The 24,566-nt window shown below is 67.0% G+C and carries 21 protein-coding genes; 6 read left to right on the top strand and 15 right to left on the bottom strand.

The features are described 5' to 3' along the window. Positions 1-48: 48 nt before the first annotated feature. The 11 genes from rpsO to ACS5NL_RS03105 all read right to left on the bottom strand — a co-directional run bounded on the left by rpsO (position 49) and on the right by ACS5NL_RS03105 (position 11,481). Positions 49-315, bottom strand: a complete 267-nt coding sequence (gene rpsO / locus ACS5NL_RS03155) for a 30S ribosomal protein S15 (protein WP_439352136.1) — start codon at positions 313-315, stop codon at positions 49-51. A gap of 110 nt (positions 316-425) precedes the next feature. After that, complete coding sequence (locus ACS5NL_RS03150) at positions 426-1,610, bottom strand: pyridoxal phosphate-dependent aminotransferase (protein WP_439352135.1); 1,185 nt, start codon at positions 1,608-1,610, stop codon at positions 426-428. Between the two features lie 15 nt (positions 1,611-1,625). Then, positions 1,626-2,900: a branched-chain amino acid ABC transporter substrate-binding protein gene (locus ACS5NL_RS03145; protein ID WP_439352134.1), complete on the bottom strand. Its 1,275-nt coding sequence runs from the start codon at positions 2,898-2,900 to the stop codon at positions 1,626-1,628. Between the two features lie 57 nt (positions 2,901-2,957). After that, the gene (locus ACS5NL_RS03140) at positions 2,958-3,941 is read right to left on the bottom strand and encodes an aspartate carbamoyltransferase (RefSeq protein WP_439352133.1); all 984 of its coding nucleotides are present in this window, start codon (positions 3,939-3,941) and stop codon (positions 2,958-2,960) included. Between the two features lie 104 nt (positions 3,942-4,045). Next, positions 4,046-5,128, bottom strand: coding sequence for a tRNA (adenosine(37)-N6)-threonylcarbamoyltransferase complex transferase subunit TsaD (gene tsaD, locus ACS5NL_RS03135; protein WP_439352132.1), 1,083 nt, complete (start codon positions 5,126-5,128; stop codon positions 4,046-4,048). A gap of 23 nt (positions 5,129-5,151) precedes the next feature. Further along, positions 5,152-5,844 carry a Crp/Fnr family transcriptional regulator gene (locus ACS5NL_RS03130; RefSeq protein ID WP_439352131.1) on the bottom strand — a complete coding sequence of 231 codons (693 nt, stop codon included), beginning with the start codon at positions 5,842-5,844 and terminating at the stop codon, positions 5,152-5,154. A 71-nt stretch (positions 5,845-5,915) separates the two neighbouring features. Continuing rightward, on the bottom strand, positions 5,916-7,748 hold the full coding sequence (locus ACS5NL_RS03125) for a nitric oxide reductase activation protein NorD (RefSeq protein WP_439352130.1): 1,833 nt from the start codon (positions 7,746-7,748) through the stop codon (positions 5,916-5,918). Further along, entirely contained in the window at positions 7,748-8,701 is a 954-nt protein-coding gene (locus tag ACS5NL_RS03120; protein WP_439352129.1) for a 4Fe-4S binding protein, read from the bottom strand. The genes ACS5NL_RS03125 and ACS5NL_RS03120 overlap by 1 nt, the downstream gene beginning before the upstream one ends. Positions 8,702-8,753: 52 nt before the next feature. Next, positions 8,754-9,566 (bottom strand): CbbQ/NirQ/NorQ/GpvN family protein, encoded by an 813-nt coding sequence (locus ACS5NL_RS03115; protein WP_439352128.1) that lies wholly within the window; start codon positions 9,564-9,566, stop codon positions 8,754-8,756. An 18-nt stretch (positions 9,567-9,584) separates the two neighbouring features. Beyond that, a complete protein-coding gene (locus ACS5NL_RS03110; protein ID WP_439352127.1) occupies positions 9,585-11,033 on the bottom strand; it encodes a cbb3-type cytochrome c oxidase subunit I in 1,449 nt (482 codons plus the stop codon). A 13-nt stretch (positions 11,034-11,046) separates the two neighbouring features. Further along, positions 11,047-11,481 (bottom strand): c-type cytochrome, encoded by a 435-nt coding sequence (locus tag ACS5NL_RS03105; RefSeq protein WP_374408523.1) that lies wholly within the window; start codon positions 11,479-11,481, stop codon positions 11,047-11,049. Between the two features lie 108 nt (positions 11,482-11,589). On the opposite strand from ACS5NL_RS03105, the gene ACS5NL_RS03100 reads away from it, so the two are divergent. The 6 genes from ACS5NL_RS03100 (at position 11,590) to ACS5NL_RS03075 (ending at position 20,743) form a co-directional block, all read left to right on the top strand. Beyond that, entirely contained in the window at positions 11,590-11,910 is a 321-nt protein-coding gene (locus tag ACS5NL_RS03100; protein ID WP_439352126.1) for a metal-sulfur cluster assembly factor, read from the top strand. Further along, the gene (locus ACS5NL_RS03095) at positions 11,904-12,989 is read left to right on the top strand and encodes a DUF8744 domain-containing protein (RefSeq protein WP_439352125.1); all 1,086 of its coding nucleotides are present in this window, start codon (positions 11,904-11,906) and stop codon (positions 12,987-12,989) included. Before ACS5NL_RS03100 ends, ACS5NL_RS03095 begins: the two co-directional genes overlap by 7 nt. Before the next feature lie 97 nt (positions 12,990-13,086). Continuing rightward, positions 13,087-15,873 carry a type I restriction endonuclease subunit R gene (locus tag ACS5NL_RS03090; RefSeq protein WP_439352124.1) on the top strand — a complete coding sequence of 929 codons (2,787 nt, stop codon included), beginning with the start codon at positions 13,087-13,089 and terminating at the stop codon, positions 15,871-15,873. Continuing rightward, positions 15,870-17,450, top strand: a complete 1,581-nt coding sequence (locus tag ACS5NL_RS03085; RefSeq protein ID WP_439352123.1) for a restriction endonuclease subunit S — start codon at positions 15,870-15,872, stop codon at positions 17,448-17,450. The genes ACS5NL_RS03090 and ACS5NL_RS03085 overlap by 4 nt, the downstream gene beginning before the upstream one ends. Then, complete coding sequence (locus tag ACS5NL_RS03080; RefSeq protein ID WP_439352122.1) at positions 17,447-18,907, top strand: ATP-binding protein; 1,461 nt, start codon at positions 17,447-17,449, stop codon at positions 18,905-18,907. Before ACS5NL_RS03085 ends, ACS5NL_RS03080 begins: the two co-directional genes overlap by 4 nt. A gap of 366 nt (positions 18,908-19,273) precedes the next feature. Further along, entirely contained in the window at positions 19,274-20,743 is a 1,470-nt protein-coding gene (locus ACS5NL_RS03075) for a class I SAM-dependent DNA methyltransferase (RefSeq protein WP_439352121.1), read from the top strand. A 7-nt stretch (positions 20,744-20,750) separates the two neighbouring features. Here the strand turns inward: ACS5NL_RS03075 and ACS5NL_RS03070 are convergent, their stop codons facing one another. From ACS5NL_RS03070 to nirJ, 4 genes are all read right to left on the bottom strand, one after another. Further along, positions 20,751-21,020, bottom strand: a complete 270-nt coding sequence (locus ACS5NL_RS03070) for a cytochrome C oxidase subunit IV family protein (RefSeq protein ID WP_439352120.1) — start codon at positions 21,018-21,020, stop codon at positions 20,751-20,753. A gap of 15 nt (positions 21,021-21,035) precedes the next feature. After that, positions 21,036-21,590, bottom strand: a complete 555-nt coding sequence (locus ACS5NL_RS03065) for a cytochrome c oxidase subunit 3 (RefSeq protein ID WP_439352119.1) — start codon at positions 21,588-21,590, stop codon at positions 21,036-21,038. Positions 21,591-21,706: 116 nt separating this feature from the next. Beyond that, positions 21,707-23,338, bottom strand: coding sequence for a cytochrome D1 domain-containing protein (locus ACS5NL_RS03060; protein ID WP_439352118.1), 1,632 nt, complete (start codon positions 23,336-23,338; stop codon positions 21,707-21,709). Next, positions 23,331-24,566, bottom strand: a complete 1,236-nt coding sequence (gene nirJ / locus ACS5NL_RS03055; RefSeq protein WP_439352117.1) for a heme d1 biosynthesis radical SAM protein NirJ — start codon at positions 24,564-24,566, stop codon at positions 23,331-23,333. The genes ACS5NL_RS03060 and nirJ overlap by 8 nt, the downstream gene beginning before the upstream one ends.

Below are 24,566 nucleotides of genomic sequence, written 5' to 3'. Positions count from 1 at the left end.
AGCCGGCAAACCAACTCAGGCGTTTTGCGTGTCACAGCAAGCTCAAGATTACTTGCGCAGACCCAGCTTGGCGATCAGTGCGACGTAACGGTCGGCGTCCCTGGACTTGAGGTAGTCCAGCAGCTTGCGACGGCGGCTGACCATGCGCAGCAGGCCGCGGCGGCCATGGTGGTCCTTGGCGTGCAGCTTGAAGTGGGGGGTCAGTTCGTTGATGCGTGCGGTCAGGATGGCGACCTGCACTTCGGGGCTACCGGTGTCGTTGACAGCGCGGGCGTTGTCGGCCACCACAGCGGCCTTGACGGTTTTTTCGATCATGATGATTCCAGTCGGTGACGTGCGTCCCGTCGCAGCCTGACCATTCCACCGAGTGTGGGGGCCGCCGCAGCGGGCGTGAATTGCCATCCAGAACGGACGGCAACCGCAAATTATAGCCCAGGCTGGTTGCCGAGCCAACCGCGCAGCCGCTCCACGCCCAGCTCCAGCCGGTGCAGATCGCGGCTGGCGAAACACCAGCGCAGCCAGCCCGCGGCCTCCGGGCCGAAGGCGCTGCCGGGCGCCAGGCCCAGCCCGGCTTCACGCACCAGCCGTTTGGCGGTGTCCAGGCAATCGTCCTGTCCCACCAGCCGAAAAAAGGCGTACATGCCGCCGTTCGGATTGGCCAGCGTCACCCCCGGCACCGCCTGCAACAGCGGAACGAGGGTGTCGCGGCAGGCCTGCAGGTGCCTGACCAGCGCCGGCGTGACCTCTTCCCCGCGCTGCAGCGCCACGGTGGCGGCCCGCTGCACGAACACCGGGGCGCAGGAGGTGTTGAACTCGATCAGCTTGCCCACCGCGTGGGTCAGTGCGGGCGGCAGCACCAGCCAGCCCAGGCGCCAGCCCGTCATCAGAAAGCTCTTGGAGAAGCTGTGGGCGACGATCAGCCGGTCGTCCGGCGCCGCCACGTCCAGGAAGCTCGGCGCCGCGCCGTTGGTCGAATCGCCCGCGTAATACAGGCGCTCGTAGACCTCGTCGGCCAGGATCCAGGTGCCGGTGCGGCGGCAGTGGTCGAGGATGGCCTGCTGCTCATCCCGGCGGAGCGTCCAGCCCGTGGGGTTGTTGGGGGCGTTGACGATCAGCAGCTTGGTGGCCGGCGTCACCGCCGCCAGCAGCGCCGGCAGGTCCAGCACCCAGGCGCCCGTGGCCGCCACCTGCAGTTGCACCGTCCGCACCCGGGCACCCAGGATCTGCGGCTGCGCGACCAGGTTGGGCCAGGCCGGGGTGACCACCACCACGTCGTCGCCGGCCTCGACCAACGTCTGCGAGGCCAGCATCAGGCCGTTCACACCGCCCGAGGTGACGGCGATGCGGTCGAACCAGTGGTCGGTCGGCTGCTGCGGATGCAGGCCATGGGTGTAACCGGCGATGGCGTGGCGCAGCTCGGGCAGGCCCAGGTTGTGGGCGTAGAAGGTTTCGCCCGCATTCAGCGAAGCGATCGCCGCCTCGCGGATGAACTCGGGCGTGACCTCATCGCTCTCGCCGAACCAGAACCGCAGCACGTCCTTGCGGCCCATGCCCGCATTCGCCACTTCGCGGATGCGCGACTCTTCCAGACTTTCCACCACCGGCCGCATGAACGCTCCTATGAATCAGGGACGCTGCATCGTACAGGTGTGCGGCTGCTCGGCCTGCTTCGGGGTCAGCTGACGGATCACGCGGAAGCCGTAGCCGGAGCCTTCAACGTCGAACTTCGTGCCGGGCGCGCCCTGCCGGTCCATCACCGCCACCGCCAGCGGCTGCTGGAACTGGTGGTCACCGGCGCGCATCTGGGCCGTCTGGCCCGCCAGCGTGACCTGCACCTTCTCCAGCTGGGCCGCGATGTCGGCAGCCCTGGTGGAGCCGGCCTTCTCGATCGCCTGCGCCAGCGACTCGACCATCAGCTGCATGCGCATGTGCACATAGTCGTCGGCCGGGTTGGGGAAACGCTGGCGGAACGACTGGTAGAACGCTTCGGAGGCCTTGCCGGGCACGTTGGGGAACCAGTCCGCCACGGCGATCACCTTGCCGATGCCGGCGTCGCCGATGGCCGCCGGTGCGCCCAGCGCGTTGCCGTAGAAGGTGTAGAAGCTGCCCTCGAAGCCGGCCTCGCGCGCGGCCTTGACCAGCAGCGTCAGGTCGTTGCCCCAGTTGCCGGTCAGCACGGCCTGCGCGCCACTGGCCTTGATCTTGGCGGCGTAGGGCGCGAAGTCCTTGACGCGCGCCATCGGGTGCAGTTCGTCACCGACGATCTTCACGTAGGGCCGCTGGGCAGCGAGCTGCTGGCGGGCCTCGGCCAGCACGGTCTGCCCGAACGAGTAGTCCTGACCGATCAGGTAGATGCTCTTGAGCGCCTTGTCTTCCTTGACGACGCTCATCAGCGCGCTCATGCGCATGTCGGCATGGGCGTCGAAACGGAAGTGCCAGTAGCTGCACTTCTCGTTGGTCAGCACCGGGTCGACCGCCGAGTAGTTGAGAAACAGCACCTGACGCTGTGGCTCGCGCTCGTTGTGCTTGCCGATCGCGTCGATCAGTCCGGCGGCGGCGGCCGACGAATTGCCCTGGGTCACGATGGCGATGTCCTTGTCGACCGCGGCGCGCAGCGCCGACAGCGCCTCTTCGGTCTGGCCCTTGCTGTCGAAGCGCACGATTTCCAGCGGGCGGTTGCCGCCGGGCAGCTTGACGCCGCCACGCGCGTTGACGCGTTCGGTGGCCCAGACCAGGTTGCGCCAGACCGCTTCGCCGGTGTTGGCGAACGGGCCGGAGAGGCCTTCGATCATGCCGATGCGGATCGGCGCGGCGGTCTGCGCGGACACACACAAGGGGAAAGACACGGCCGCAGCCACCAGCAGACCAGCGGCGCGGGAAACAAGAGAACGTCGGTTCATCGGATCTTCACAATGGCGGTGACCCCAGGCCACCGGGTGGAGAAAGTGCATGATGTGTCACGCACGCGACAGGGTTGCGGAGTGTACTTGCCGGCTCTTGCGCGGCCCAGGACCCGATTTTTCCCGTACCGCCAGTGCGGCGGGTGCCAACAACCACATCAATGCTGCCATCTTGGCGCCGCAACCCGCCCGCACCTGCTCGTAGAACAGGCTGTGCGGCAGCTCGTCGGTGTCGGGATGCAGCTCCCAGGAACGCGGCCCCGGATGCAGCACCAGCAGCTGCGGATTGCAGCGCCGCACCAGCGCCTTGGTCACCGTGCGCGACGGATCGGGCGGCGCCGGCCCACGTTCGCGATCGGGCATGCGGTAAGGCATCACCTCGATCGCGTCGCTGTGCGCCAGCAGGTCTTCCAGCCGGTCGACGAACTCGAACCGCACCCCGCACGTCCGCAGCAGTTCGGCCAGGTCCGGCGGCAAGGCCTCCACATCGGGCGCATACGCCAGGCAGCGGCGCAGCCCGAGCCGCACACACAGCTTGAGCAGGCTGCGCACCACCCGCGCGCCGAGATCGCCGACCAGGCCCAGCGTCAGATCGGCCCACTCGGGGCGGCGCGAAGCGATGCACCAGGCATCGGTCAGTGCCTGCACGGGATGTTCGTGGTGACCGTCGCCGGCGTTGACCAGGGGCACGTCCAGCCAGGCCACCTCTTCGATGTCGCGCAGGTCGACCGGGCTGCGCAACACCAGGGCGTCGGCCATCTGCGCCAGCACCTGCAGGCTGTCGGACATGCTCTCGCCATACGGCGGCACCGCCCGCGTCTCGCCCAGCCCGGAAAAGCCGGTCACCGTGCCGCCGAGCAGACCCACGGCGCGCTGGAACCCGACCCGCGTGCGCGTGCTCGGCTGGAAGAAGGCCAGGCACACCTGCTTGCCGTCCAGCGCCTTCGGAAAAGCCTGCCCTGCGCGGTAGCGCCAGATGGTGTCGAAGACCGCTGCGATGTCGGCCGGGGCCAGGTCGTCGATGCTGCGCAGATGTTTCATGGTCGCCGCTCCCTCCAGGGCAACCATTCTGTTCAGCAGGCAGCGCATCGCCGGTGCAACACCCGGCAAGCTCTGCAAGCACCCGTCACCGGCGCCGCCGAGGTTCAGGCGAGTTCGGCCAGGGGCCAGCGCGGCTTCACGTCGAAGTGGTAGTCGCCGCCGGCCGCCGCGAGGTCGACCAGTCCGGCCTGCACCCGCAGCCCGGCGGCCAGTGCGATCATGGCGCCGTTGTCGGTGCACAGGTGCAGCTCGGGGTAGTGCACGCGCAGTTGCCGCTGGGCGCAGGCGGCGTTGAGCTGTTCGCGCAGGCGCGCATTGGCGCCCACACCACCAGCCACCACCAGGCGCTTCAACCCCGTGTCGGCAATCGCGGCCAGCGACTTCTTCACCAGCACGTCGACGATCGCCGCCTGCACGCTGGCGGCCACATCGGCTTTCTGTTGCAGGGTCAGCGGATCGGCCAGGAGCATGGTGGCCGGACCGTCCGGGTGTGCCTTCGCCAGACGCTTGACCTGGGTCAGCACCGCCGTCTTGAGGCCGGCGAAGGAAAAATCCAGATCACCGCTGTGCAGCAGCGGGCGCGGGAACTTGTACGCGGCCGGATCGCCCTGCTGCGCCAGCTTCGACAGCGCCGGCCCGCCCGGATAGCCCAGGCCCAGCAGCTTGGCCGACTTGTCGAAGGCCTCGCCCGCGGCATCGTCGATGGTTTCGCCCAGCAGTGCGTAGCGCCCCACCCCGTCGACCCGCATCAGCTGCGTGTGGCCACCCGAGACCAGCAGGGCCACGAACGGAAACTCCGGCGGATCGGCGCTCAGGAACGGCGAGAGCAGGTGTCCTTCGAGGTGGTGCACGCCGATCACCGGCTTGCCCAACGCCATGCCCAGCGCACAGGCCACGCCCGAACCCACCAGCAGCGCACCCGCCAGGCCTGGCCCGCGCGTGTGCGCGATCGCGTCCACCGCCGACAGCGCCACGCCGGCCTGCGCCATGACCTCATCGGTCAGCGGCAGCACGCGGCGGATGTGGTCGCGGCTGGCCAGCTCGGGCACCACGCCGCCGTAGGCCTGGTGCATCTCGATCTGGCTGTGCAGCGCGTGGCCGAGCAGGCGCGGCGTGGCCGTGCCGCTGGCATCCACCAGCGCCACACCGGTTTCGTCGCAAGAGGATTCGAATCCGAGAATCAACATGGGCGGCGAGTGTACGGGGAGGCTCAGCGCAGGGGGTAACGGGTGAGCCGCTGAGGTTCCGGTATCCGGATCTCGCGCTTGTCGACCTCGATCAGGCCCTTGTCTTCGAGCTCGCGCAGCACCTTGGAGAAGTACTCGGGCGTCATCGACAGGCGCGAAGCGATCGAGGCCTTGCTGACGGGCAGCAGCACACTGGCCGCCGCCTCGCCGCCGTCGTCGGGCAGGTCGCGCATCAGGTAACCGATCACGCGTTCGACGCCGCTGTGCAGCGAATAGGCCTGCACGTCGTTCACCAGACCGTGCAACCGGCGCGAGAGGCCGGCGAGCATGCGCATGCTGAACTGCGGGTCGTTCAGGATTTCCCGCGTCACGGCCTCGCGCGAGACGCTGAGCATCAGCGTGTCGGTCAGTGCCTGCGCGTTGATGATGTAGGGCCGCTGCATGAACATCAGCGCTTCGGCAAAGGTGTTGCCTGGCCCGACCAGTTCGATGATCTTTTCCTGCCCGGCCGGCGAGATCGCAAACAGCTTGACCTGCCCGGACACCGTCACGTGGAACTCCTCGCAGGGTTCACCGATGCGGAACAGGTCTTCGCCCCGCGCGAACTGGCGCAGGCGGCTGCCTTCCGCCAGGCGTTGCAGTTCTTCCGCCCGCATCTCCTGGAACAGCGGCAGCATCGAGAGGTAGCGTGGCAGGTCGAAGCGGGACAGGTCCATGGGAATGAGCAGGCAGTTCGGCAGGGCTGCCAACTGTAGCCGCGAACCGGCCACCGTCCTAGGTGCAGCCCTCAGGCCGCGCGTGCCATGAAACGCTGGTGCACCGCCGACAGCTTGTTGACCAGATCCTGCGGCCGGTGCACCAGGGCATAGCCCTGCTGGCCGAACAGCATGGGCAGGTAGTCGTGCGCGGTCTCGTCGATGGTGATGCAGAACGGCAGCAGGCCGGCGGCGCGCGCGGCCTGCACCGCGTGGCGCGTGTCTTCCAGGCCGTAGCGGCCCTCGTACACATCCAGGTCGTTGGGCTTGCCGTCGGTCAGCAGCAGCAGCAGGCGCTGGCGCTCGGGCCGCTTCTCCAGCCGTGCCGTGGCGTGGCGGATCGCCGCACCCATGCGGGTGTAGTAGCCGGGCTTGATCGCCCCCACCCGGTCGCGGGTGCGCGGACCCCAGGCTTCGTCGAAGCCCTTGAGCTGGTGGATGCGCACGTTCTGCCGCCGCACCGACGAGAAGCCCAGCATCTCGAACGGGTCGCCGCTGGCGGACAGCGCTTCGCCGAACACGTAGAGCGCATCGCGGATCACGTCGATCACCCGCGCGGTCTGCGTCGCATAGGCGTCGGTCGAGAGCGACAGGTCGGCCAGCAGCAGCGTGGCCAGGCTGCGTTCGCTGCGCACCCGGCGCGTGAACACCGCGGGCGCGTCGCTGCGGGGTGCGGCGGCCGCTTCGACGTGGTGGCGGATCCAGGCGTCGAGATCGATCTCTTCACCCTCGGTCTGGGCATGCAGGCGGCCCAGGCCACCGCGCAGCACCTCCATGCGCCGGCGCACGCGGCGGGCGGTCACACGCAGCGACGGCGACGGCGCAAACGCCGGCGGCGCCGCGGTCACCATCGTCTGCAGCGCGCAGTGGTCTTCGATCAGCGCGCCGCGCCGCCAGTCCCATTCGGGCAGGCGGATGCCGGGGCCCAGCGGCCGGTCGTCGGCGGCGGCGCTGGGCAGGTCGAGGTCGAACTTCACGCGCGAGGCGGTGGTCTGGCCGTCGGGCGCGATGGCCAGCACATCCATGTCGTTGGCCGCGGCCAGGGCGTTGCCGTCGTCGTCGTCGTCGCTGGCGCGGTTGACCTTGACGAACTCGCCCCAGGACAGGATGGACTCGGCGCGGAAGAACATCATCAGCGGTGCCTTGTCGCGCTCGTCGACCACGGCCTGGGCCTTGCGGCGGCGGGCGTCCTGTGTGGTCGGTGGCCGCTGCGCGTCGGCCGCGGCCGGGTCCTGGTCGCGGGCCACCGCGGTCGCCGGCGCGGCGCCGGTGTCCAGCCACATCCAGACCGGCGCCACCGCCTCGGGCCGCACGCCGCCCGTTCCGTCGGCGCCCTGCCCCGCCAGTGCCTGCTGCACCAGCCGTTCGGCCTCGGCCGCGGCACCTCGCAGGCGCGCCGGGTCGGGCCGCAGCGCACGTTCGGCCGCCAGCAGCTGGTCGTGGCGATCGCGCAGGCCGGGAAACTGTTCGAGCGCGCGCGCACTGGCGCGCCGGTTGTCGGCGATCCAGTCGCCGGTCGGTTCGATGTGCGCGGCCAGCGCCGCCAGCCACAGGTAGAGCGCGCGGTTGAGGGCCGCCTCGGCATGCACCGCGATGCTCGGCGGCAGCGACAGCACCTCGGGTTCGAGCCGCGCAGTGGCCGCGTGGGTGCCGGTGCCGGCCACCCGTTGCAGCCAGTCGCGCGCGCCACCGACCCGGCTCTCGCCGGCCGCGCCCACGCGCACCGCCGCCGCGCCACCGGCCGCACGGAACATCAGGCCGATGCTGCGCTGCATCTGCGACAGCGCCACGGCCGCGCCGTCGTGCTGCCGGTGCGCCGCCCGGCGGATGAAGCGGTCCCACTGTTTGCCAACCCACTCTTCCATCAGATTTTCCTTTCGAGCATGGCGGTGGCTTCGCGTTCTTCCTTGCGTTGCCGCAGGGTTTCGCGCACCGCATCGGCACCGACCTTCCACTCCAGCAAGGGCTCGCGCGACTGCGCGACCTGCGTCTCTTCGCACGAATCCAGGCACTGCCCGCACTGCACGCAGGAAAACATCATGCGTTTGATGTTGCGCGGGTGCAGCCGCATCGGGCAGCCGTTGTCGCAGGCCGAGCCCTGCGGGTAGGTGGCGGTGGTGCAGCTGCGGCAATCGCGTGCGTGGTCGCGGTCGAAGGCGACCACCATGCCCTTGGGGTTGGCCATCCAGACCAGGCTCTGGAAGAAGCCCACCGCGCAGCCGAAGCGGCAGAACAGGTGGCGGGCGAACGCGAACTCCAGCGTGAAGACGGTGCTGCCGGCAATGAGGAATCGCGCCTGGTTGGGCGTGGACCGGCCGGTCAGCAGGTTGCCCCAGACCTCGGCCGGCGGCAGCAGGTAGGACAGCAGCGTGATGGCCCACAGGAAGCCGAACACCACGCACAGCGTGAAGAACACCGGCCACCAGCGTGCCGAGGGCTTCACCCCCGCGCGCGGCGTGCGGTGCCGGTCCCAGATGCTGAGCTTGCCGCAGGCGCGGTGCAGCGCGGTGTTGAGTGTCTCGACCAGGGTGAAGTGCGGACACAGCCAGCCGCAGTACAGGCGCCCGTAACGCCAGGCCACCGCGAGGAAGGCCGCGATCAGCGCGATGGCGGGCAGGAATGCGCGCGTGAAGATCTGGATTGCGGCCTGGTTGGCCGTGATGTCGCCGGCGCGGAAGGCATCGATGCCCAGCGACCAGCGCTGGCCCAGGAACCACAGCTGCGTCTCGTTCAGATCGAAGCGCAGCAGGTTCAACGCGGGGGCCAGCAGAAACAGGGCGAAGAAGCCCAGCTGGAAGAAGAGGCGGCGGCGCTGCATGGTGTGTGGCAAACAGAGGAGGAGAGGCGCAGCGCCGCCGCTGCAAACAGTTTCAGGTGACGGTGCCCAGCATCGCCTGCACCACCTCGTCGAGGGCGGCGGCGGTGTCCTGGTCGTCGGTCAGCGCATCGACAATGGCCGAGCGGCAGGCGACAGCCAGCGGCAGGCCGCTGGCCACGAGCCGCGCCGCCATCACCAGCAGGCGCGTGCTCACGGTTTCTTCGAGATCGTGGTCGGTCAGGCGCCGCAGCGCCTCGGCCAGCTTCACCAGCCGTCCGGCCAGCGACGGGTCGACGCCGGCCTCGGTGGTCACGATGCGGCGCTCGACCTCGGGCGCCGGGTAACCGAAGGTCAGCGCCACGAAGCGCTGACGGGTGCTCGGCTTGAGGCTCTTGAGCAGGTTCTGGTAACCCGGGTTGTAGCTGATGACCAGCATGAAACCGGGCGGCGCGACCAGCTGTTCGCCGGTGCGTTCGATCGGCAGCACGCGGCGGTCGTCGGCCAGCGGGTGCAGCACGACCGTCGTGTCCTTGCGGGCCTCGACCACCTCGTCCAGGTAGCAGATGGCGCCGCTGCGCACCGCGCGTGCCAGCGGGCCGTCGTGCCAGACCGTGCCGTCGGCGCCGATCAGGTGGCGGCCGACCAGGTCGGCCGCGCTCAGGTCGTCGTGGCAGCTCACCGTGATGAGCGGCCGGCCCAGGCGCGCGGCCATGTGTTCCACGAAGCGCGTCTTGCCGCAGCCGGTCGGGCCCTTGATCAGCACCGGCAGGCGCTGGCGGTGGGCGTGCTCGAAGAGCGCGACCTCGCCGGCCTGCTCGGCGTAGAACGGGGCATTCATCAGGTGCTGCTGTTCACTGTGGTCCATGGCCGTGTTCCCGGTTGATCAGGCACGTTGCGCGGGACGGGCACCAAGCATGCCGCCGCCGGCGCTGCTGGCGTTGTCCACCCGGATCGGCTCGCCACCGACGAAGAAGCTGGCGAAGTAGGTGAACTGGCCGATCAGGAAGATCACGCCACCGGCGATGCGGGTCCAGTAGAAGAACGTCAGCTGGTCCTGCGTGGCCATGAAACTCAGCGCACCCGTGGTGGGCATGCGTTGCAGCCAGACCTGCAGGATGCCGGCGCCGGTCAGGGCCAGCACCATGACGGCCATGCCGACGGTCATGATCCAGAAGCTCCACATTTCCACGTTCTGCGCCTTGGCGCTGTTGGCGATGCGGCCGCGCAACGTGGGCATGGCGTAGCTGATCAGCGTGATGACCACCAGCACATAGGCACCGTAGAAGGCCAGGTGGCCGTGGGCCGCGGTGATCTGCGAGCCGTGGGTGTAGTAGTTGACGGCGCTGAGCGTGTGGATGAAGCCCCAGAGGCCGGCGCCCAGGAAGCCCAGCACCGAGGTGCCCACGGCCCACAGCACGGCGGCCTGGTTCGGGTGTTCGCGGCGGCGGCGCTGCACCATGTTGAAGGCGAACACCGTCATCATGAAGAAGGGAATCGGTTCCATGGCCGAGAAGATCGAGCCGATCCAGTGCCAGTAGCCGGGCAGGCCGATGAAGTAGAAGTGGTGGCCCGTGCCCAGGATGCCGGTCATCAGCGCGAAGGCGATGATCACGTACAGCCACTTGTCGATCACTTCACGGTCCACGCCGGTGGTCTTGACCAGCACATAGGCCAGCAACGCGCCCAGGATCAGCTCCCAGGTGCCCTCCACCCAGAGGTGGACGACGAACCACCAGTACATCTTGTCGCGCACCAGGTTGTGCGGGTTGACGAAGCTGAACAGGAACATCAGCGCCAGACCCCACAGGCCCATCAGCAGCACCATGGAGATCGCGGTCTTGCGGCCCTTGAGCACCGTCATGCTGATGTTGAACAGGAAGCCCAGCGCCACGATCACGATGCCCACCTTGGTCGGCAGCGGCTGCTCCAGGAACTCGCGCCCCATGGTCTGCAGCAGGTCGTTGCCGGTGAGCTCGGCGAGCTTGGCGTAGGGCACCGTGAGGTAGCCCACGATGGTCAGTGCGCCGGCGACCAGGAAGATCCAGAACAGGATCTTGGCCAGCAGCGGCGAATGCAGCTCGGTTTCGGCCTCTTCGGGGACCATGTAGTAGGCCGCGCCCATGAAGCCGAACAGCAGCCAGACGATCAGCAGATTGGTGTGGACCATGCGGGCCACGTTGAAGGGGATGTAGGGGAAGAACAGGTCCCCGATCACGTATTGCAGGCCCAGGCCGATGCCGAACAGGATCTGTCCGGCAAACAGCGCCATGGCGGCGATGAAGTACAGCTTGGAGACCGACTGGCTCTGGTACTTGAGGGTGGCGATGGTCATGTTGTTTCTCCTCTCAACCTTCGATGTTGGGTGGCCACTTTTCGGTGTTCACGCCGTTGGTCCACTTGAGGAACTCGACCAGGTCATCGAGCTGCTGGTCGGTCAGGTTGAACTGCGGCATCTGGCGGCGGTGCGGCGCGCCGGTGGGCTGCGCCTTGATCCAGGCCTTGATGAAGTCGCCGCCGCGGCGCTGGTACACGTTGCCCAGCTCGGGGGCGAAGTACGCACCCTCGCCCAGCAGCGTGTGGCAGCCGATGCAGTTGCGCGTCTCCCAGATCTTCTTGCCGGCGACCACGGCGGGCGTGATGGCCTGCGCGTTGGAGCGCTCGGGTATTCGTCGTTCGCTGTCGAACACGATGGCCGCGAACAGCAGCGCGAAAAACACGCTGCCACCGTAGAACATGTTGCGGGCGGTCTGTTTGGTGAACCCGCTTTGCGTTTGGCTCATGAAGCCCTCCATCACTGGTTGATGGGGCGTATCCTCCTTTTTTGCTCGGGTACCGTCCTTGAACTGGTTCAAGGATGGGGTCAGAAGGCCCGTTCACAGTGAGATCCCATGGAATCCAAGAACACCGACACCGATCTGCATGCGGCCGTGATGGCCGCCCTGGCCAGCGTGGACGACCCAGAGATGGGCGAAAACCTGGTGGACCTGGGTGTCGTCGGCGAGGTGCTGATCGAAGGCGACAGCGTGCGCGTCAGCCTGATCCCGACCAGCGCCACCTGCCCCATGGCCGACGTGATGATTGACGATGCCCTGACCGCCGTGCAGCGCGCCTGCCCGCCCGGCATCGACGTGGACGTTCACATGGACTGGGACACCGAGTGGTCGCCCGAGCGGCTGGCGCCCGAACTGCGGGCCCGCTTCGGATGGTGACACCCGCCCGGCCCCGCACGGTCGAACCGCCTGCCCTGCCCCGCTGGGCCGTGGGTGCGGCCGCGCTCATGGCCATCCTCAACCTGCTGGGCGCCGTCGGCGGCGGCCTGGTGCGGCTGGGCGCCCTGCCCGCCGCGGACCTCGGCCCGACGGGTGCGCAAGCCATCGGCGGCCACGGCGCGGTGATGATGGCCGGCTTCTTCGGCGCGCTGATCGCGCTCGAACGCGTGGTCGCCCTGCGGCGCGGCCTGTGGGTGCCGGCGCTGGCCGCACTCGGCGGCTGGCTGGGCTGGGGTGCAGGGCTGTGGACCGTTTCTGGCGTGCTGTGGATCGCCTCGGCTGCGGGCCTGGTCTGGCTCTACGCCTGGGCGGGGTCGAACCGCGCCATGTCGCTGCCGCTGGCGGTCGAGGCCTCGGGCGCGCTGGCGCTGCTGGCCGCCAACGCAGCGTTCACCCTGGGCCAGCCCGAGGCCGCGCGCATCGGCTGGAGCGGCTTTCTGGTGCTGACCATCGCCGGCGAACGGCGCGAGCTCACGCGGCTGGTGAAGCTGCCGGCCTGGGCCTCGCAAGCTTTCCTGGCCGTGTGGGCGGGTTCGGTGGCGGCCGTGTTGCTGGCCCTGCTGCGGCCCGATATCGCAGGCATGCTCTGGTGGATCACCATGGCCCTGCTGGCCGCCTGGCTGCTGCGCTGGGACGTGGCCACGCGGCAATGGCGCGCCAGAGGCTGGGCCGGCCACACGGCCATCTGCCTGCTGGTGGGTTACGTCTGGCTGGCGCTGGCCGCCGTGCTCGGTCTGCTGGGCCAGACCGTCGCCTGGCACGCACTCTGGCTGGGCTTCGTCATGGCCATGGTGTTCGGCCACGCCCCCATCATGCTGCCCGCCCTGGCCGGCTGGCGGCCCGAGCCCACGCGCTGGGCGCTGCTGCCGCTGGGCGTGCTGGGGCTGAGTCTGGCGCTGCGGGTCGTGTCGTCGGTCAATGGCTGGCCGGTCGGTCTGATGCTGGCGGGCGCCGGCCACGCGCTGGCCTTCGTGCTGTTCGGCGCGGTGATGGTGCGGGCGGTGCGTCGGGGACGCTGACGCTCAGATCAGCCTCTAAATAGAGGCATACTGCCGGCACACCAGAACGGCCTGCCAGCAAGAGTGGGCCAGCACCCAGGGAAGGGCTGCCCTCGCCATGATACCCGAAGCCAAAGCGCGCCAGACCATCGACGACAAGCTTGCCGCTGCCGGCTGGGTGGTGCAGGACATGAAGGCGTTCAACTTGGGCGCTGCCCATGGCGTGGCCGTCCGCGAGTACCCCACCGACACCGGCCCTGCCGACTACGTGCTGTTTGTGGATCGCCAGGCCGTTGGCGTCATCGAAGCCAAGCGCAACGAAGCCGGCGAGAACCTCACCGCCACCGAAACCCAGACCGAGCGCTACGCCAACGCCACGCTCAAATGGCAAAAAGACAAAGCGCCGCTGCCCTTTCTGTTCGAGGCCACGGGTGAAATCATCCGTTTCACCGACGGGCGCGACCCGGTACCCCGTTCGCGCGAAATCTTCCACTTCTTCAAACCCGACACCCTGGCCGACTGGCTGGCCCAGCCGGATACCCTGCGCCGGCGCCTCGCGGAGCAGATGCCGCCACTGCCCGAGCGCAACCTGCGCGACTGCCAGGTCAGCGCCGTCACCGGGCTGGAGGCGTCGCTCGCCTTGAACAAACCACGCGCCCTGGTGCACATGGCCACCGGCGCGGGCAAAACCTTCACCGCCATCACGGCGGTCTACCGGCTGCTCAAGTTCGGCGGGGCCAAGCGCATCCTGTTCCTGGTGGACACGCGCAACCTGGGCAAGCAGGCGCACCAGGAGTTCATGGCCTACACGCCGCCCGACGACGGCCGCACCTTCACCGAGCTGTACAACGTGCAGCGTTTGAGCAGTCCCACCATCGACCAGGGCGCGAAGGTGTGCATCAGCACCATCCAGCGCATGTACTCCATCTTGAGCGGCGAGCCCATCGACGAGTCGGCCGAAGACGTGTCGCTGGCCGAGGTGCAGCAAACCGCCAAACAGGCCAAGGTCGTGCGCTACAACCCGGCCGTGCCGGTCGAGAGCTTCGACTTCATCGTCATCGACGAATGCCACCGCAGCATCTACAACACCTGGAAGCAGGTGCTCGACTACTTTGACGCCAGCCTCATCGGCCTGACCGCCACGCCCGACAAGCGCACCTTCGGCTTCTTCAACGAAAACATCGTCGCCGAATACACCTACGAGCAGTCGGTGGCCGATGGCGTCAACGTGGGCTACGACGTCTACACCATCGAAACCGAGATCACCCAGAAAGGCGCCGAACTCAAGGCCAAGGAATGGGTGGACCACCGCGACCGGCAGACCCGCAAAAAGCGCTGGAGCGAAACCGAGGAAGACACCGCCTATTCGGCCAAGGAGCTGGACCGCTCCGTGGTCAACCCCAGCCAGATCCGCAAGGTGATCCAGGCCATGAAGACGGCGGTGGAAACGCAGATCTTCCCCACCCGGCAGGAAACCCCCAAGACCCTGATCTTTGCCAAGACCGACAGCCACGCCGACGACATCATCCAGATCGTGCGCGAGGTCTACGGCCAGGGCAACGCCTTCTGCCGCAAGGTCACCTACAGCGAGAAAGACGCCGACAGCGTCTTGAGCAGCTTCCGCAACGACCACCACCCGCGCATCGCCGTCACCGTCGACATGATCGCCACCGGCACCGACGTGAAGCCGCTGGAGGTGCTGCTTTTCATGCGCGATGTGCGCAGCAAGGGCTACTACGAGCAGATGAAGGGCCGCGGCGTGCGCAGCCTGGACGCCGACGGCCTCAAGCGCGTGAGCAACAGCGCCGACGGCGCCAAGACCCGCTTCGTGCTCATCGACGCCGTGGGCGTAGAAAAAAGCCTGAAGACCGAAAGCCGCCCGCTGGAGAAAAAGCCCGGCGTGCCGTTGAAAGACCTGCTGCAAGGCGTGGCCATGGGCCACCGCGACGACGACACCGTGCTCTCGCTGGCCAACCGCCTGGTTCGGCTGGCCAAGCAGCTGGACGACAAGGCCCAGGCCCGCATCGAGAAAGCCAGCGGCGGCGTGCCGGTGGCTGAGCTGGGCAAGGCCCTGATCGCCGCGCTCAACCCCGACGCGGTGGTGCAGACCGCGCTGGCCACCGCCCAGGCCATGGGCAAAACCGTCAACGAAGAGCAACTGCTGCCCGCCGAGCTGGACGCCGCCCGCGCCACCCGCGTGGCCGCTGCCTGTGCCCCATTCGACCAGCCCGCCCTGCGCGACGAGATCGAGAACGCCCGCCGCGAACGCGAGCAGATCATCGACCACATCAACCTCGATGAAGTCACCTTCAGCGGCTTCTCGGCCCAGGCCGAAGCGCAGGCCAACGCGGTCATTCAGACCTTTGCCAGCTACCTGCAGCAGCACAAAGACGAAATCGCCGCGCTCGGTTTTTTCTACCAGCAGCCCTACCAGCGCCGCGCGCTCACCTTCGACATGATCGAAGACCTGCACGAACGCCTGGCCCGCCCACCGCTGATGCTGACCACCGAGCGCCTGTGGAGCGCGTATGCGCGGGTGCAGGCCAGCCGCGTGAAAGGCGCCGACACCAAACGCCAGCTGACCGACCTCGTCAGCCTGGTGCGCTTCGCGCTGGGGCTGGACGGCGACGGTGCAGAATTGCGCCCCTTTGCCGACGAGGTGGACAAACGCTTCCAGGCCTGGATCTGGCGGCACAACGCGCAGCGCGGCACCGCGTTCACCCCAGAGCAGACCGAGTGGCTGCGCCTGATGAAAGACCACATCGCCAGCAGCTGCAGCATTGCGCGCGACGATTTTGATTACGCCGAACTGGCCGACAAGGGCGGGCTGCAGCGCGTGTGGCAGGTGTTTGGCCCCGAACTGGATGGACTGATGGATGAGATGAATCGGGAGTTGGTGGCGTGAGTGGTGCCGAACACGGATTGCCCGATGGCTGGCAACAGACCACCTTGCGTGAGATTGCGGAGATTGTTGGCGGGGTCACGAAGGACGCCAAGAAGGCCCTGGCGCAAGGGCTTCGCGAGGTGCCCTACCTGAGAGTTGCCAACGTGCAGCGGGGGCGACTCGACCTGACGGATGTGAAGGTCATTTCGGCCTCTGAGTCGGACATTCAGGCGCTCCAGCTGTTGCCCGGTGACATTCTTCTGAACGAAGGCGGCGACAGGGACAAGCTCGGTCGCGGCTGGATCTGGCAAGGGCAGCTGCCGCTGTGCATCCACCAGAACCATGTCTTTCGCGCACGACTGGCCAGCCGAGACATCGATCCGGTGTACGTCGCGCACTTCACCAACTCAATGGCTCAGGCCTACTTTTCCGAGCAAGGCTCGCAAACCACCAACCTCGCATCCATCAGCCTGAAGAAGCTCGGTGCATTGCCCATCTGGCTCCCGCCACCGGCCGAGCAAACCCGCATCGTCGAAAAACTCGAAGAACTGCTCTCCGACCTCGATGCCGGCGTGGCCGAGCTGAAGGCCGCGCAGAAGAAGCTGGCGCAATACCGCCAGTCGCTGCTCAAGGCCGCCGTGGAAGGCGCGCTCACCGCCGAGTGGCGCACCCAGCACCCGCCCGCCGAGACGGGCGAACAACTGCTGCAACGCATCCTCGCCGAACGCCGCGCGCACTGGGAAGCCAAACAACTCGCCAAGTATCAGGAGCAAGGCAAGACCCCGCCCAAGGACTGGCAGAAGAAATACCCCGAGCCGGTGCAGCCCGACACCAGCGGTCTGCCTGAACTGCCGCAGGGGTGGGTGTGGGCGAGCGTTGAGCAGATCGCATCTGACGAACCGTACAGCCTCGCGATTGGCCCATTTGGGAGCAACCTGAAAGTGCCCGACTACCGAGAATCTGGGGTTCCGCTGGTCTTCGTCCGGAACATCCGGTCAGGAAACTACGGCGGCACACACACCAAGTACGTGACGCCTGAAAAGGCCGAAGAACTCAGCGCTCACCGCGTGGATGCAGGTGATGTGTTGATCACCAAGATGGGCGAACCACCGGGTGACGCGGATGTGTATCCAGATGGTCAACCGCCCGCGATCATCACAGCGGACTGCATAAAGGTCCGCTGCTGGGCAGGGCTTGTGCGTCCCGACCTCCTGAAGGCGACGATCAACTCGCATATCGGGCGCCAGCAGATTGAGCCGATGACGCAGGGCGTCGCGCAGAAAAAAGTCAGCCTCGGACGGTTCACGAGCCTCGCGGTTCCCGTGCCCCCGATCCAAGAACAAGATGAATTGATCGCCTTGGTGGGAACTGCAACGAGGGAGATCGCAGCACAGGACGCGGCTGTTGGGTTGTCTCTCAAACAATCCACCGCCCAACGCCAAAACATCCTCCGCGCCGCCTTCGCCGGCCAGCTGGTGCCGCAAGACCCGGCCGACGAACCGGCCAGCGTGCTGCTGGAACGCATCCGCGCCGAACGGGCGACTGCTGGGACGGTGCAGCGCAAGGCACGGGGTCGTCAGGCAAAGGAACACACATGATCCGCGACGAAGACTACTGGCGCAGCCTGGTCCGCGAACTGACCGCACTGCCACGGGAAACGGGTTGGCTGGAGTTCAAGCAGAACAAGGACGATCCGCAGGAAATCGGCGAGTACATCTCGGCGATGGCCAACACAGCGGCTCTTGATGGCAAGGCCCAGGCTTACCTGGTCTGGGGGGTGGATGACAACACCCATGAAGTGGTGGGCACCACCTTCGATCCGGCTGCCCGGCGGGTGGGCAATGAGGAGTTGGAGAGCTGGTTGCTGCGACGTCTGGCGCCAAAGATCGACTTTCAGTTCAAGCACGTGGAGGTGGACAGCCAACGGGTGGTCGTGCTGGTCATCTCGCGGGCCTTCCGCCACCCGGTGCAGTTCACGAACGTGGAGTACATCCGCGTGGGGTCCTACAAGAAGGTGCTCAAGGACTTTCAGGAGAAGGAGCGCGCGCTCTGGCGGATTCTGGATGCGGTGCCGTTCGAGATGCTGGCAGCGGCCGAGCGCCTGGCTGCAGACGATGTGTTGGGCTTGCTGGACTATCCCTCGTATTTCGACATGATGTCCCGCCCACTGCCGGATGGACGCGATGCCATCCTGCAGGCGCTGGCTGCAGACCACTTGATCGAGCGCGACGATGCGGGCAGCTGGACCGTTCGAAACCTGGGTGCCATTCTTTTTGCCAAACGGCTGAGCGACTTTGGCCGCTTGCAGCGCAAGGCGGTTCGGGTGATTGCCTACCAGGGCACCAGTCGGATGGATCCGCCACGCGAGAAAGAAGGCAACCGCGGCTACGCGGCCGGATTCGAGGGTTTGATCGCGTTCATCAATGGTTTGTTGCCCAGCAACGAGGTGATCGGGCAGGCCTTGCGCAAGTCGGTGCCGATGTATCCCGAACTGGCCATTCGTGAGCTGGTGGCCAATGCGCTGATTCACCAGGACCTGACCGTGGGCGGCAGTGGCCCCATGGTCGAGATCTTTTCCGACCGCATGGAGGTGTCGAACCCGGGCATCCCGTTGGTGGACACGCAACGTCTGCTGGACCACCCGCCCCGTTCGCGCAACGAGATGTTGGCATCACTGATGCGGCGCGTTGGCATTTGCGAGGAGCGCGGCAGTGGCGTGGACAAGGTGGTGTTCCAGACCGAGCTGTACCAGTTGCCTGCGCCGGCTTTTGATACGGTGGGCGAATCGACCCGCAGCACGCTGTTCACGCCCATGCCTTTGGTCAAGATGGACAAGGAAGACCGCAACCGTGCGGTGTATCTGCACGCCTGTCTTCGGTACGTTCAGCGGGAGTTCATGACCAACACCACACTGCGAGACCGTTTTGGCATAGACCCCAAAAACAGTGCCACAGCTTCGCGTCTGCTGAAGGAGGCAATGGCAGCGGGGCTGGTCCGGCTGGCCGACCCGGATGCGGCGCCCAAGTTGAGGCGGTATGTGCCGCACTGGGCTTGAACTCAAGCGCGCTACTTGATGGGTATTTGATGGAAGGACCGTCTGAGGCTGTACGCAAGCCGTGTTTCCCTTCTAAAACAACAACTTATCTGCTCAGGCGGTACTTGATGGGTATTTGACGAAAAAAAGCAGGCCCTGAGCTCGAGGATCCCACCCGATGGGGGTTGCCGCCAGATTGGCGACCTCTGTTGCGCTCACGCTTGCCTGCGCGACGGTTGTGACCGAACAGCGAGGTGTTGGTACTTGACGGGTACTTGATGGACGGGCGGATTGGGCGATGTCAGCCTTTAAAAATCAACCACTTAGCAAACTTTTTTACTTGATGGGTACTTGATTGACGTACCCCAACCTCACCGATTTGCGACGATGAACACCTCCACCCTGGTCCAGAAGGTCTGGAACTTCTGCCACACCCTGCGCGACGACGGGGTGGGCTATGGCGACTACCTGGAGCAGCTGACCTACCTGCTGTTCCTGAAGCTGGCGCACGAGTACGCGCAGCCGCCCTACAACCGCCAGACGCAAATTCCCAAGGGCCACGACTGGCCCAGCCTGACGGCCAGGACCGGCGAGCCGCTGGAGGCGCACTACCTGGCGGTGCTGCACCAGCTGGGCGAGAAGCCGGGCATGCTGGGGGCGATCTTTTTCAAGGCGCAGAACAAGATCCAGGACCCGGCCAAGCTGGCGCGGCTGGTGCAGATGATCGACGCGGAGAGCTGGATCAGCCTGGGTGTGGACACCAAGGGTGACCTGTACGAAGGGCTGCTGCAGAAGAACGCGGAAGACACCAAGAGTGGCGCGGGGCAGTACTTCACGCCGCGCGTGCTGATCGACGCGATGGTGGCCTGTGCGCGGCCCGAGCCGATGAAGAGCATTGCCGACCCGGCCTGTGGCACGGGCGGTTTCTTCCTGGGGGCCTACAACTGGCTGACCCGGCCCGGCACCACGCTGAACAAGAGCCAGAAGGCGTTTCTGCGTGACGAGACCTTCCACGGCAACGAGATCGTGGCGAACACGCGGCGCATGTGCCTGATGAACCTGTTCCTGCACAACATCGGCGAGCTGGACGGAGAGCCGTCGGTGGAGCGGGCGGACGCGCTGATTACCGAACCCCGGCGCAAGGTGGACTACGTGCTGGCCAACCCGCCGTTTGGCAAGAAGAGCAGCATGACCATCACCAACGAAGAGGGTGAGGAAGACAAGGAGGCGCTGACCTACCAGCGCCAGGACTTCTGGGAAACCACGTCGAACAAGCAGCTGAACTTTCTGCAGCACATCGTGAGCATGCTCAAGGTGGACGGCAAGGCGGCGGTGGTGTTGCCCGACAACGTGCTGTTTGAGGGCGGCGCGGGCGAGAAGATCCGCAAGAAGCTGCTGGAGAACTGCGATGTGCACACCATCCTGCGGCTGCCCACGGGCATCTTCTATGCGCAAGGGGTGAAGGCGAACGTGGTGTTCTTCGACAACGCGCCCAAAGACGGGCGGGTGCACACCAAGGGTGTGTGGTTCTACGACCTGCGCACCAACAAACACTTCACGCTCAAGACCCGGCCGCTGAAGCTGGACGACCTGCGCGACTTCATCGAGTGTTACCACCCGGAGAACCGGCACATCCGCAAGGCGACCGAGCGCTTCCAGTTCTACAGCTACGAAGACCTGATGGCGCGTGACAAGGCGAGCCTGGACATCTTCTGGCTCAAGGACGACAGCCTGGACAACCTGGCCGATCTGCCGCCACCGGATGTGCTGCAACAGGAGATCATCGACCACCTGGAAGCGGCGCTGGCGGCGTTTCGCGATGTGGCGGCGGCGCTTCCGCGCTCTGCGAGCACCTGACAAGGCCTCAGAGCGCCACGCTGAACAGCGTGATCAGCCCCAACACCACCACCAGCCAGCCCAGCACCGCGCGCCGCCACAGCGCGGGCGCGCTGCGCAGCTCCATGTAGTCCAGCGCGATCCACGCGCCCTTGAAGGCCGCGAGCGCGAGCACCGCCAGGCTCGCGATGGTGCCCAGGTGTCGGCCACTGACGGCGGCACCCTCCCCCAGCCACCAGCTCGCCAGGGTGGCGAGCGCGAGCAGCGCGAAGACGGCGTCGGTGCGGGTGAAGCGCATGGCTTGTTTCTTTCCTCAACGGATCACATAGACCAGCGGGAACAGCACCATCCACAGCAGGTCGACCATGTGCCAGAACACCGCGCCCGAGGCCGGCGCCATGTGGTTGGCCCGGCCGTAAGCGCCGGCCCGCGCCTTGCGCCAGAGCACGGTGAATACGATGGCGCCCACCACCACGTGCAGGAAGTGAAAGCCGGTGAGCAGGGTGTAGAGCAGCGTGAACGAATTCGTCGCCCAGTCGAAGCCGGCGGCGATCTTGCCGGCGAACTCGTGCGACTTCACGGCCAGGAAACCGAGCGCCCCGGCCAGCGCGGCCAGCAGCCAGTGCGCGCCGATGTCGCCCCGGTCCGATTCAAACGCCTTCACCGCCCGCACCGCCGCCCAGCTCGCCGCGACCAGCAGCAGGGTGTTGAGCGCGCCGGTGTGCAGGCTCAGCGCCGCCTGGCCTTGCGCGAACACGGCAGGCTCTTTCCATCGCGCGACCGCGAACGAAGCGAACAGCAGGCCGAAGGTCAGCAACTCGGCCAGCACCAGCAGCCAGACCACACCGTCGCCGGCCAGGCGCGGCAAAAGCTTCTCCGGAGCGCGTGCCTCACCCAGGGCAGCCGTGGAACTGGCTTCGCCAGGCCACTGGCTGCGTCCCCCTCCCGCAGGAGAGGGGGAAGACGCGCAGCGTCGCAGGGGGTTCAATGAGAAGTTCCCTCGCTGCGGCTGATCTTGTTCCACACGTTGTACTTGCCGACCGGCTTGCTCATGGGCAGGCGCTTGATTTCCTTGAAGGTCGCGGCGTCGTAGACGATCAGCGCGCCGTCCATTTCCCAGACGCTGGCGAGGGCGTACTTGCCGTCCTTGGTGAACTCGATGTGGGCCAGGGTCTTGCCGGGTTCCTTCACCGTCGCCACTGGCTTGAGCGTGGCCTTGTCGATGATGGTCATGGTGTCCTTGGCGGTCGGGCTCATCATCGAGTCGGTCCAGGCGTAGGGCGTGTTCTCGTGGCTGCGCATGAAGAAACCGGGGCCGGGCGTCGGAATGGTCGCCACCGGCTTCCAGGTCTTCATGTCGATCACGTCAATCGCACCGCCCTTGAGGTTCGGCGAGGCCAGCACGGTGCTGCCGTTCCATGCGAAGGTGATGCCCGAGCCCAGGTGCGGCATGCCGGCGATCGGCAGGTCGGCGATCTTGCGGCGCACGTCGAGGTTGACGACCTGCGCGGTGGCCGCGCCGTCGCCGGTCTTGGGACGTGTGGCGCCGAGTGCATGGCGATACGACTGGTCGAAGAAGAAGTCGTCCAGCGGTTCGTCCAGCGGCGTGCGGCGCACCCCGAGGAAGCCGGGCTTGGCGATGGATTCGCCCATCTTGTAGTCGTGCACCAGACCGTCGTAGATCGGGGCGGCCTTGGGGTCGTAGGAAATCTCCCAGAGCTCGGGGATGTCCTTGAGCGCGATCACGAAGCTGTTGCGCGGCGTGGCGTCGTAGACGGCCGAGACGCGCGAGGTCTGCTTGCCGTCGAGCGTGGCGGCGCTGTAGCTCTTCCTGAGGTTCAGGTCGGCGTCGAACAGGGCCAGGGTGTGCGGCAGGTAGTTGGCGGCCATGATCCACTGGCCGTCGCCGCTGACCGCGACGTTGCGCATGTTCAGGCCGGCGCGCACCTCGGCCACCACGCGCAGGCGCCAGAGGTCGTACTTGGTGATCCAGCCGTCGCGCGAGCCGAAGTAGACGTAGCGGCCGTCGGGCGAGAACTTCGGCCCGCCGTGCAGCGCGAAGCGGCTGGCGAAGCGGGTGATGACCTCGAACTTGTCGCCGTCGAGCAGGCTGACGTGGTGGTCGCCGCCTTCGACGACCACGAACAGGTTCATCGGATCGGCGGTCCACACGGGCTTGGCCGGCTCACCGGCGGGCGCCGGGTTGAAGCTGCGCGAGGCGCGGATGTCGTCGTCGTTCCAGCGCGGCGCGGGCGTCACCGGCGTGCGGATGTGCGCGGCCAGCGCGGCAATGTCGGTGGCGCTGAGCTGGCCGGCGAAGGCGGGCATCTGCGTGGCGGGGCGGCCCTGGGTGATGACCTGCAGCGTCTCGGCCGCGCGCAGGCGCTCCAGGCTTTCGGGCAGCAGGGCCGGACCCATGAGGCCGGTGCGCTGCTCGCCGTGGCAGCTGGCGCAGTGTTGCTGGTAAAGCGCGGCGGCGTTGACCGGGGCCGGGGCGGCAGGTGCCGTCTGCGCGCTGGCCATGTCCACGCCCATCCAGCACAGGCCGGCGACCAGCGCGGCGCGCGCCAGGTCGGCCAGTGCCTCGCTCCAGCGGTGGCGGTGTGCGTCACGCATCGACAGCCTCCTCCCTGAGCAGGATGGTCGTGCGCCGGGCCGACGGGGCCGCGGCCCCACCAGCGGGCAACCCGATCTCCTCATCGGTCAGGTAACAGCCCGGGTCTTCGGCCCAGGCATTGCCGGTCAGCTGCTGGGCGCGGGTGCGGGTGTTGCCGCCGCAGATCGAGAAATGCTGGCACTGGGCGCAGCGGCCCTCGACCGGGCGCGGGCTGGCCTTCAGGCCGGCCATCAGCGAATCGGTCGTGTCCATCCAGATCTGCGAGAACGGCCGTTCGCGCACATTGCCCAGCTTGTGGTGCCACCACATGGTGTCGGGGTGCACCTCGCCGAGGTTGTCGATGTTGGCCACGTTCACGCCACTGGCGTTGCCGCCCCAGGCGACCAGGCGTTCGCGCAGGGTGGCTTCCCACTGCGGAAAGCGGCGCGCCACCCATTGCAGCAGGTAGGGACCGTCGGCGTCGTTGTTGCCGGTCACGTACTCCTCGTCCAGCCCTTCGCGGGCGGCCTGCCAGGCGCGGTCGTACAACCGGTCCAGCGCGTCGCGGGTGGACTGGAACTGCGCGTCCTTGCCGCGGTGGATGTTGCCGCGGCCGGCGTAGTTGAGGTGCGAGAAATAGAACTTGTTGACCCGCTCGCGGCGCGTGAGGTCCAGCAGCGGCGCGAAGTCGTGCGCGTTCAGCGCGGTCATGGTGTAGCGCAGGCCGACCTTGACGCCGCGCTCGCGCAGCAGGCGCACGGCCGCGAGACTGCGGTCGAAGGCGCCTTCCAGCCGGCGGAACTTGTCGTGCGTCTCGCGCAGCCCGTCGAGGCTGATGCCCACGTAGTCGAAGCCCTGCGCGGCGATGCGGTCGGCCATGGGCGCGTCGATCAGCGTGCCGTTGGTCGAGAGGCCGGTGTAGAAGCCCATGAGCTTGGCGCGCTGGGCGATGTCGAAGATGTCGGGCCGCATCAGCGGCTCGCCGCCCGAGAGGATGAGCACCGGCACGCGGAAGGCCTTGAGGTCGTCCATCACCGTGACCACCTCGTTCCAGTTCAGCTCGCCCGCGTAGTCGTGGTCGGCCGAAAGGGCGTAGCAGTGTTTGCAGGTGAGGTTGCAACGGCGGATCAGATTCCAGATCACGACCGGTCCCGGCGGGGTGCCGGTGCCACGGCGGCTGGCGACGGGCCATTGCCCGGTCTGTTCGGCTTGCGCGAGTTCGCGCAGGTATTGGCTGATGCGGAACAT

The organism is Hydrogenophaga sedimenti (assembly GCF_051857515.1).
Classification (GTDB): domain Bacteria; phylum Pseudomonadota; class Gammaproteobacteria; order Burkholderiales; family Burkholderiaceae_C; genus Hydrogenophaga.
The sequence above is the reverse complement of the archived record's forward strand: the minus strand, read 5'-3'. Positions and strand labels throughout refer to the sequence as shown.

Excerpts from the sequence above, each read along its gene's own strand:
- nirJ (WP_439352117.1), bottom strand. The coding sequence starts at position 24,566 with ATGTTCCGCATCAGCCAATACCTGCGCGAACTCGCGCAAGCCGAACAG.
- ACS5NL_RS03115 (WP_439352128.1), bottom strand. The coding sequence starts at position 9,566 with ATGGACCACAGTGAACAGCAGCACCTGATGAATGCCCCGTTCTACGCC.
- ACS5NL_RS03130 (WP_439352131.1), bottom strand. The coding sequence starts at position 5,844 with ATGGACCTGTCCCGCTTCGACCTGCCACGCTACCTCTCGATGCTGCCG.
- ACS5NL_RS03100 (WP_439352126.1), top strand. The coding sequence starts at position 11,590 with ATGGAATCCAAGAACACCGACACCGATCTGCATGCGGCCGTGATGGCC.
- ACS5NL_RS03145 (WP_439352134.1), bottom strand. The coding sequence starts at position 2,900 with ATGAACCGACGTTCTCTTGTTTCCCGCGCCGCTGGTCTGCTGGTGGCT.
- ACS5NL_RS03095 (WP_439352125.1), top strand. The coding sequence starts at position 11,904 with ATGGTGACACCCGCCCGGCCCCGCACGGTCGAACCGCCTGCCCTGCCC.
- rpsO (WP_439352136.1), bottom strand. The coding sequence starts at position 315 with ATGATCGAAAAAACCGTCAAGGCCGCTGTGGTGGCCGACAACGCCCGC.
- ACS5NL_RS03120 (WP_439352129.1), bottom strand. The coding sequence starts at position 8,701 with ATGCAGCGCCGCCGCCTCTTCTTCCAGCTGGGCTTCTTCGCCCTGTTT.
- ACS5NL_RS03075 (WP_439352121.1), top strand. The coding sequence starts at position 19,274 with ATGAACACCTCCACCCTGGTCCAGAAGGTCTGGAACTTCTGCCACACC.
- ACS5NL_RS03140 (WP_439352133.1), bottom strand. The coding sequence starts at position 3,941 with ATGAAACATCTGCGCAGCATCGACGACCTGGCCCCGGCCGACATCGCA.
- ACS5NL_RS03125 (WP_439352130.1), bottom strand. The coding sequence starts at position 7,748 with ATGGAAGAGTGGGTTGGCAAACAGTGGGACCGCTTCATCCGCCGGGCG.
- ACS5NL_RS03105 (WP_374408523.1), bottom strand. The coding sequence starts at position 11,481 with ATGAGCCAAACGCAAAGCGGGTTCACCAAACAGACCGCCCGCAACATG.
- tsaD (WP_439352132.1), bottom strand. The coding sequence starts at position 5,128 with ATGTTGATTCTCGGATTCGAATCCTCTTGCGACGAAACCGGTGTGGCG.
- ACS5NL_RS03110 (WP_439352127.1), bottom strand. The coding sequence starts at position 11,033 with ATGACCATCGCCACCCTCAAGTACCAGAGCCAGTCGGTCTCCAAGCTG.
- ACS5NL_RS03070 (WP_439352120.1), bottom strand. The coding sequence starts at position 21,020 with ATGCGCTTCACCCGCACCGACGCCGTCTTCGCGCTGCTCGCGCTCGCC.
- ACS5NL_RS03080 (WP_439352122.1), top strand. The coding sequence starts at position 17,447 with ATGATCCGCGACGAAGACTACTGGCGCAGCCTGGTCCGCGAACTGACC.
- ACS5NL_RS03150 (WP_439352135.1), bottom strand. The coding sequence starts at position 1,610 with ATGCGGCCGGTGGTGGAAAGTCTGGAAGAGTCGCGCATCCGCGAAGTG.
- ACS5NL_RS03060 (WP_439352118.1), bottom strand. The coding sequence starts at position 23,338 with ATGCGTGACGCACACCGCCACCGCTGGAGCGAGGCACTGGCCGACCTG.
- ACS5NL_RS03090 (WP_439352124.1), top strand. The coding sequence starts at position 13,087 with ATGATACCCGAAGCCAAAGCGCGCCAGACCATCGACGACAAGCTTGCC.